Raw genomic sequence first — 8,702 nt, forward strand, 5'->3', positions numbered from 1 at the left:
AGGGCGCGATCAGGCCACGGCCGGATAGCTGGCGAGCCGCGACACGAGCTCGGCCTTCGGCATCGGGCGACCGAGATAGTAGCCCTGGAACAGGTCGACGCCGAACGAGGCGACCAGTTCGACCTGCTCGGCTTCCTCGACACCTTCGACGATCGTCCGCTGCGCGCAGCTCTGGACGAGGTCGATGATGTTCTTCAGAAGCTTCGCGCCCCGCGGCGTATTGCTACTCTGAACGAAGAAGCGATCGATCTTGACCATGTCGAAGCGCAGTTCGCTGAGACAGGTCAGGCCGGCAAATCCGGTTCCGAAATCGTCGAGCCAGACGCGGATCCCGATCGCCGAGAGCTGATCCATCAGGAACGCGACCCGCGGGTTTCCGCTGATCTGCCCTCCTTCGGTGATCTCCAGGGCCAGGCGCGACGGGGCGATGGCGGCGGCGCGGACGATCGCGCCGACGACGCCGACGAAGTTCGGATCCTCGATCTGCCGGGAGGACACGTTCACGCTGACGACCGGGAGCGCGGGTTCGCTGGCGAGGAGCTCGCACGCCTCGCGCAGCATCCATTCGCCGAGGTCCAAGATGACGCCGGTCCGCTCGGCCACGGGGATGAAGACCTCCGGTGAGAGGGCCCGCCCCTCCGGATCCTTGAGGCGCATCAGGGCCTCGGCCCCCCAAATCAGGCCCGACTTCACATCGACGATGGGCTGGAACACGGCCGCGATGCGCTTGTCCGCGATAGCCGAACGCAGCATCTCGGCCGTGAGCATGTCACCGGCATCGGATTCCAGCATCCGCCGGTCGAAGGTGCGGACGCAGTTGCGGCCCTCCTCCTTGGCCGCGTAGAGCGCGATATCGGCGGCCGTCACCGTCCGCTCGGGCTTGTCGCCGGCAACATCCCCGGAGAACGCCGCGCCGATGCTGACCGTAATGCCCGAGAGATGATCGCGCCGCGCCGCATGGGCGATGTGAAGGCCCTCGACCGCCCGCCGCAGCTCCTCGGCGAAGCGGGTGACCTGCTCCGTCGTCTCCGCGCTGAAGAGGGCCGCGAATTCCTCGCCGCCGAAGCGCCCCAGGGCATAGCCATGGGGCTCGGCCACGCCCCGCATGGCATGGCTCACCTCGGTCAAGCAGCGATCGCCCTGCTGATGCCCGTAGCGGTCGTTGTAGGACTTGAAGTAATCGACATCGACCAGGATGACCCCGAAGGCCTGTCCCGAGGCCTTGCTGGCGAGCCAGAGCTCGCGCAGGACGTCATCGATCGCGCGGCGGTTCATCAGGCCGGTCAGGGCGTCCGTCGTCGACAGCCGAACCAGTTCCTCGCCGCGCTTCACGACCTCCTGCTGTCGCAGCTCCGCCCGGCACGCATTCAGATGGACCCGGTATCGCTCACGATTGTATTTGTAGTTCAAGAAAATCGTCAGCATGAAGCTGAAACCGTACAGCGATCCGAAGCAGACGATGTAGGTCGGATCGCCGACGAACATGACCGCCCATGACAGGAAGATCGCCGCGATCAATCCGGATGAGAGGAGGGCGAATTCAAAACTGAGATTGAAGAACAGGTTGGCGACCAGCATGAAGATCAGCCCATACCCGGCATAATACAGCGTCGCGGTCGTTTCCCGGCTCTGGGTCGCGAGGAACAGCCATGCGGCAAAGCCTAGGACGACCCCGATCGCGCACTGGAATTCGAGGAAGCGCGTCCGGACGCCGCGCCGGAACTGAACCTCGATGGCCAGCACGTAAACGAGGCCGATGGCGAGGCGCGCCGGGACGAGATAGGGCAGCATGTCACGGATCAGCAGGGCGTCCACCGCCGCGAACGCAACGTACAGCAGGCCGACAAGCCGACACGCCCGGCCGATCTCCGCCTGCAGAGCCTTCGCGTGCTGGATCTCAAACGCCGCAACGAGCTGCGGCGAGCGGCGCTCGAACCAACGCTTGCCGAGCTCTCGATCGAGCAGATCTAGCGCTTCGGTCGTCATCGCCCTGGCCCCTCCCCGACGGTTGGTAGCAGAGCTGATCTTCCAAAATACTAATACGTTGAATATGGGCGCGCCCCACCCCCGTGACGCGGGTCTACTGGCGGAAATGATTCTCAGCCGCTGACCGCGGGGCCCATCGCGGCACGAGAGCCTGCAAGACCGACCGATCACCTTGGGGTGTGGATCAGGAAACCGGATCCGATCGGCGGTGTCCCGGTCTCGAAGGCTCCGGGTGGTGCGGGTCCGCGGGATTGGGACCTCAGCCCCTTCGGCAGATACAGACCGGAAATGAACAAGTTTTCACAACCCCTAGACAAGTCCTAAGCATTCGTTAACCTTAACGTTAGCGCCCCGGGATCCTCCGTGTGGTGGTGCGCAAGGACGTTAAAGATATGGCCAGCGGCGGACTTTCGCTGTTTCGTGACCGCGGTCTTCTGAACTCATTCAGATCTTTAGATAGCAGGCCGAAGCCCGCTATCGATGATCGATTGCTTGTCGACCTACCGAAATCCTTTTATCCCGTCGTTGCGGACGACGTCGGTCGGGCCTTGAGTGATCTCGCGTCCCTTGCCGCGCCCGGTGACTATTCAGCGATGACGGACGCGCTGATCGATCTCCTCGGCCTCCTGAAGGAAACATTCAGCGATCAGACTTGGCGCGACGCGGTACTGCCCGCGGCGCGGCGACATCCGATCGCAAACTTGATCCATGAATGTCCTTTTACGCATCATTCCTTCACGAGGCCCCGCGGCTACCCCGGGGATGCTGGACTGATCGACTTCGTCTATCGCCATCCGGCGGCGCGGCCGGCCCAGGAGGCGGCCACGGACGCCGGGCGCACGGTCATGGCCTTCACGGTCAACGTGACGGCCTGTGAAGCGGTCCGGCACCGCCGCTCAATCCTTGCGGCGAAGATCGACGAGGCGGCCGAGCGGCGTGCGAAGCCCGCGATCCTGTCCGTGGCCAGTGGACATCTGCGCGAGGCGGAACTCAGCGTCGCCCTGAAGCGGGGGCGCATCGGGCGACTGCTCGCCGTGGATCAGGATTCCGAAAGCCTCGCCGTCGCCGGCGCGTATCAGGACTCGGTGTCAGGCGTGATCGAGGCGCGGCAGGAGACCGTCCGGCAGATCCTGGCGGGCAAAACCGATCTGGGGCGGTTCGACCTCGTCTATGCGGCCGGCCTCTACGACTATCTGGATGCCCGGGTGGCGGCACGTCTCACGCGCGTCCTGTTCGAGCATCTCAACGCAGGAGGCCGGCTCCTCATTCCCAACTTCCTCTGGGGCGTCCGTGAGGAGGCCTATATGGAGGTCTTCATGGATTGGTACCTGCTCTACCGAACCCGTTCCGAAATCGAGACCTTTGCGGACGAGATCGCCCCGGCGGCGATCCGGAGCCAGCGGTACACGGACGACGCCGCGGGCACGATCGGCTACCTCGAACTCGAACGGGCTTGAGCGCTCTCCGCCGGAGCGGACATCGATTCGGCGCAGGAGAGCGCGTCACAACAAGGGCGTGGGGCTGTGCGCGGTTGCATTCAGCCCTTCACCTCATCCTGAGATGTGCCGCGCAGCGCGTCTCGAAGGCGGGCTTCAGGGATCGCCGTAGCCCCTTGAAGGCTCCTTCGAGGCCTCCGCTGCGCTCTGGAACCTCAAATGACAGGGTTGGGACGCCCCCTTCGAGGCGTCCCGATCGCATGTCGTGGACCGATTGCCATGCGATCGGGCACGGCCCTAGCGCGCGCGAAGGGTCCGCCGCGCGACGAGGCTGAGGGTCGCCCCCTGCACGATGATGGTGAACAGCACGACAGCATAGGTCGCCGCCAGGATCGCGGGTTTGGCCTCGCTCTCCGGCATCGAGAGGGCCAGCGCCACCGAGATGCCGCCGCGCACGCCCGCCCAGGTCAGGAACGGCACGTTGCCGAGCGAGAGGTTGCCGCCCCAGCGGAACAGCAGCACCGGCGCCGAGACCGCCACGAGCCGGGCGACCAGCACGATCGGGACCGCGCAGGCGGCCAGCGCCAGGCCGGCGACCTGGAAGCGCAGGACGAGCACCTCCAGGCCGATCAGGAGGAACAGGACCGAGTTCAGCACCTCGTCGATGAGGGTCCACAGGGCCGAGACGTATTTCTGCGTGGTATCGCTCATCGCGTAGCGCGGCGCGCGCTCGCCGATCAGCAGACCCGCCGCCACCACGGCCAGGGGACCGCTCGTTCCGAGCTTCTGGGCCAGGGCGTAGGTCCCGGTGACGAGGGCCAGGGTGATCAGCACCTCCACGGGGAAATCGTCGATGGCCTTCATCGCCCGGTAGGCGATGTAGCCGGTCACGATACCCAGGATCACGCCGCCCCCGGCCTCGTGCAGGAGGAGGGTCGCCACCTTGCCGGCGCTCATCGCCTCGCCGCCCGAGCCCGCCGCATAGGCGAGCAGGACCGTGAACAGCACGATGCCGACGCCGTCGTTGAACAGCGCCTCCCCCTGCATCTCGATTTCGAGGGCCTCCGGGACATCGACGTTCTTCAGGGTGGCCAGCACCGCGACCGGGTCGGTCGGGCTGATCAGCGCGCCGAACACCAGCGCCCAGGCCAGCGGCACCGGGCTGCCGAGCGCCTGCGACGCCGCCCAGAACGCCGCGCCGACCAAGGCGGTCGACACGAGGGTTCCGAGCAGCGCGAGGGTGGTCACCGCGAAGGCCCGCGCGCGCAGGGCGCCGAGGTCGAGGTTCAGGGCCCCGGCGAACAGCAGGAAGGCCAGCATGCCGTTCATGACGACCCCGGTGAAGTCGACCTGATCGAGCACGCGGGTGAGATCGTCGTAGAGATGCTGCTGCGGAAAGGCGACGTCGGCGAGCACCAGCGCCAGCGAGGCGAGGAGGCCCATCACGAGCAGGCCGATGCTATGCGGCATGCGCAGGAAGCGGCGGTTCAACCAGCCGAACAGGGCCGAGAGCGTAAGCAGCAGCGCGGCGAGGTCGAAGATCGAGATCAAGGGGCATCCTTCCCGCTCGCGGCCACCCGGAACATGCCGAAACGGGCCGCCGGCCCGTCCCCAACGATCGGAACGCCCCTTCGTGCCGGTTGTCCCCGGCGTCGGGAGCTGTCAGGCCGCATTGATGAGCACGCGTGTCAAAGCTTGGCTTGAGATCCTCGGCGACCTGTTCTGGCTCCGCCCGGCCCTGGTCGTGCTGGGCTGCATCCTGCTGGCCCAGTTCGGGGTCTGGCTGGAGACGGCCCATATCGCCGGCTACGACGCGTCCTCGCCCGACACGAACTGGGGCTATTCCGGCGGCGCCGAGGGCGCGCGGGCGCTGCTCAGCGCCATCGCGTCCTCCAACATCGGGGTCGCCGGCACGACCTTCTCCATCACCATCGCGGCCCTGACGCTGGCCTCCGGCCAGATAGGTCCGCGGCTCCTGCGCAACTTCATCCGCGATGGCCGCAACCAGACGGTGCTCGGCATCTTCCTCGGCACCTTCGCGTACGCGCTGATGGTGCTGCGCACGGTGCGGACGGTGGAGGAAGACCCGTTCGTCCCGCACCTCGCCATCACGGGCGCCCTGATCCTGGCGCTCATCGCGGTCGGCACCCTGGTCTGGTTCGTCCACCACATCGCCACGAGCATCAACATCGAGACCGTGGTCGATGCCGTCCAGCAGGATCTCTGCAAATCCATCGCCGCTCATACGCGCGACGAGCCGGGCGCAGCCGATCCCGCCGGGGCGCCGACCGGGCGCGCCGTCGCTGCGACCGGCGGCGGCTACGTGCAGGCCATGGACGCCGACACGCTGGCCGACTGGGCCCGCGAGAACCGGGTCAGGATCACCCTGCGGGTGCGGCCCGGCGATTACGTGCCGAGCGGCTTTCCCATCGCGTTCCTGTCCGCGCAGGTCGCGGGCGCCGAGGCCGCCATCCTGGATGCGGTGACGCTGGGGCGCCGCCCCGCCGCGCTGCAGGATCCGGAATTCTCGATTCGCCAACTGGTCGAGATCGCGGTCCGGGTCCTCTCGCCCGGCATCAACGACCCGTTCACGGCCGGCAGCGTCGTCGACCATCTCGGCGATGCTTTGTGCCGGATCGCCCCGCGGCACCTGCCGACCGGCGTGGTGCTGCGCGCGGGTCACCCCGTGCTGGTCCATCCGGTGACGGATTACGACGGGCTGTGCGATGCCATGTTCCACATGATCCGCCAGAACGCCGCCGGCTCGGTCCACGTCCTCGGCCGGATGCTCGACGTGCTCGCCCGCGTCGCCGAGGTCGAAAAGCGGCCGGACCGGGCGGCCGAACTCGCCCGGCATGCCGATCTCGTCATCGCGGCGGCCCGGCGCGACGTGGCGGACCCGTCCGATCTCGGCGAGCTGGAAGACCGCCACCGCCGGTTCCGCGCAATCGCGCCGGTCGCCGCCTGACGCGCCGGCGTCGGGTCGACGAGCCCGAGCCGGCCCTGGCCGGAACCGCCGGCTGGCTCGGATGGCCCGAGGCGGTCGGCACCACCAGCCAGCCGATCCGCCTGCGCAAGCTCGACCCCCAGCCTCGTCTGGGCGATGGCGGCCTTGGCCCTCGTGCAGGTCCTCCGCCGGGCGGCGCTCCGGCGGAAGCGGGCGGCGGCACCGGTCGCGTGGCCGGATGCGGCAGCCGCCTGCCCCGCACGCCGTCCCGCGCGCGGCGTCAGCACGCCGCGACGTTGACCGCCAGCCCGCCGCGGGACGTCTCCTTGTACTTGTCCTGCATGTCGTACCCGGTCTGGCGCATGGTCTCGATGACCTGATCGAGGCTCACGAAATGGACCCCGTCCCCGTGCAGGGCGAGGGAGGCGGCGGCCACCGCCTTGTTGGCGCCGAAGGCGTTGCGCTCGATGCAGGGGATCTGCACCAGCCCGCCGATCGGGTCGCAGGTCATGCCGAGATGGTGCTCCATCGCGATCTCGGCGGCGTTGGCGACCTGGGGCGCGTGTCCGCCGAGGATCGCCGCGAGGCCCGCCGCCGCCATGGCCGAGGCCGAGCCGACCTCCCCCTGGCAGCCGACCTCGGCCCCCGAGATCGAGGCGCGGCGCTTGATCAGACCGCCGATGGCGGCGGCGGTGAGGAGGTAGTCGCGTCCCCGCGCCTCGCACCAGCCGGGGCAGAAATCGACGATGTAGCGCAGCACCGCCGGCACGATGCCCGCCGCCCCGTTGGTCGGCGCGGTGACGATGCGCCCGCCCGCGGCGTTCTCCTCGTTCACCGCCAGGGCGAAGAGGCTGATCCAGTCCATGATCTCGTGCGCCGGCCGGCTGTTGGAGAGCCGGTTCGCCTCGAGGGTCGTGTGGAGCCGCTTGGCGCGGCGGCGGACCTTGAGGCCCCCCGGCAGCACGCCGTCCATGCGCAGGCCACGGGCGATGCAGGCGAGCATCGCGTCGCGGATCGCGTCGAGGCCGCTGTCGATCTCGGCCTGGGAGCGGAGGGCGCGCTCGTTGGCCATCTGGACCTGCGCGATGGACAGGCCGCTCTCGGCGCAGAGCCGCAGCAGATCGGCCCCACTCTCGAACGGGAACGGCACCGCGATGGCGTCGAGGGCCGCCAGGGTGGCCTCGCCCGCATCCTCAACGAACCCCCCACCGACCGAGTAGCAGACCACCTCGTCGAGGAGGCCGCCCCCGCCCCCGTAGGCGCGGAAGCGCATGCCGTTGGTGTGGCGGGGCAGAACCTCGGCGAGATTGAACAGCAGGTCGCGGGCGCAGTCGAAGGCGAGACCGGGCAGGCCGAGGTCACCGGTCTCGGCGAGGCTCCCGACATAGAAGGCCACCCGGTCGGGATCGACGCTGGCGGGCGCATGGCCGAGCAGGCCGAGAAAGATGGCGGTGTCGGTGCCGTGGCCGCGGCCCGTCCAGGCGAGGGAGCCGAAGATCTCGGCGGTGATGCGCACGGCGCCGGGGAGCCCGGCGACGCGTTCGCGAAAACGGCGCGCCGCCACCATCGGGCCGATCGTGTGCGAACTCGACGGACCGATGCCGATCTTGAACAGATCGAAGGCGCTGATCATCGCGCGGCGGCTTTCCCCACCGGGCCGGCCCCGATGGCGGCCTCCCGCAGCAGATCGTACACATAGCTCGACCAGGAATGCCAGCACGCGCCGCGATAGGTCGGCACCGGGCCGGCGCGGCGGATCAGGACGATCTCCGCCTTGCCCAGCAGGGTGCGGGTCGCGCTGCCCGCGGGGAAGGCGGCGTCGCCGAGGTCGCGGGGGCAGCCCGCGTTAGGGCGGGCGGTGCGGCAGCGGGCCTCGAGCATTGATGCGCTTCCCCTCGGGATCGAAGACCACGGACTCGGCCGCCGTGGCGAAGCCTGCCGGGGTTGTGATGCGGGCCGTCCCATCAGGTCGCGCCCGCCGGCGACGCGGGCCGGCACGATGGCGCGCTTGCAAGTCTCGCTCCAGGAGCGCGACGTGACGTGGCCGAGCCTCCTTATCGGGATGGGCCGGTTCGGGTCCGCAACGACCCGCGCGCCCGCGTCGAGGACGAGCTGCTTGCCCGTACCCGAAAGCGCCGAGCCCCCCCAACCGGAGCTGAACGAAGCGGTTCAGGCTCGATTGCCCCACGAGCCCTAGCACTACTTTGGCAGATTGGTTTCAGGGTGGCAGGTTGAGATCGGCGTCACAGTGCGGGCATCGCTGCGCTGGCGGCCGACTGAGGTGATCCAAGATGGCCTGCCGGATCGCCGGCATCGAGGGCTGAGGCGGCGGG

Annotated in this window: 6 protein-coding genes; 2 read left to right on the plus strand and 4 right to left on the minus strand. The window is 68.5% G+C overall.

Translation table 11 applies throughout. The annotated features are described in order from the left end of the window. Positions 1–9 precede the first annotated feature (9 nt). Positions 10–1,986, minus strand: coding sequence for a putative bifunctional diguanylate cyclase/phosphodiesterase (locus MKK88_RS08855; protein WP_243998908.1), 1,977 nt, complete (start codon positions 1,984–1,986; stop codon positions 10–12). Between the two features lie 365 nt (positions 1,987–2,351). Here MKK88_RS08855 and MKK88_RS08860 point away from each other — a divergent pair, with 365 nt between their 5' ends. Beyond that, positions 2,352–3,443: a methyltransferase type 12 gene (locus tag MKK88_RS08860; protein WP_243998910.1), complete on the plus strand. Its 1,092-nt coding sequence runs from the start codon at positions 2,352–2,354 to the stop codon at positions 3,441–3,443. Positions 3,444–3,719: 276 nt separating this feature from the next. Here MKK88_RS08860 and MKK88_RS08865 read toward each other — a convergent pair whose 3' ends face one another. Beyond that, complete coding sequence (locus tag MKK88_RS08865; protein ID WP_243998912.1) at positions 3,720–4,973, minus strand: cation:proton antiporter; 1,254 nt, start codon at positions 4,971–4,973, stop codon at positions 3,720–3,722. Positions 4,974–5,097: 124 nt separating this feature from the next. Here MKK88_RS08865 and MKK88_RS08870 point away from each other — a divergent pair, with 124 nt between their 5' ends. Next, on the plus strand, positions 5,098–6,390 hold the full coding sequence (locus tag MKK88_RS08870) for a DUF2254 domain-containing protein (protein WP_243998914.1): 1,293 nt from the start codon (positions 5,098–5,100) through the stop codon (positions 6,388–6,390). Between the two features lie 259 nt (positions 6,391–6,649). Here the strand turns inward: MKK88_RS08870 and MKK88_RS08875 are convergent, their stop codons facing one another. Both MKK88_RS08875 and MKK88_RS08880 read right to left on the minus strand, forming a co-directional pair. Continuing rightward, on the minus strand, positions 6,650–8,002 hold the full coding sequence (locus MKK88_RS08875; protein ID WP_243998916.1) for an L-serine ammonia-lyase: 1,353 nt from the start codon (positions 8,000–8,002) through the stop codon (positions 6,650–6,652). Next, the gene (locus tag MKK88_RS08880) at positions 7,999–8,250 is read right to left on the minus strand and encodes a hypothetical protein (protein WP_243998918.1); all 252 of its coding nucleotides are present in this window, start codon (positions 8,248–8,250) and stop codon (positions 7,999–8,001) included. Before MKK88_RS08880 ends, MKK88_RS08875 begins: the two co-directional genes overlap by 4 nt. Positions 8,251–8,702 lie beyond the last annotated feature (452 nt).

The organism is Methylobacterium sp. E-005 (assembly GCF_022829725.1).
Classification (GTDB): Bacteria; Pseudomonadota; Alphaproteobacteria; order Rhizobiales; family Beijerinckiaceae; genus Methylobacterium.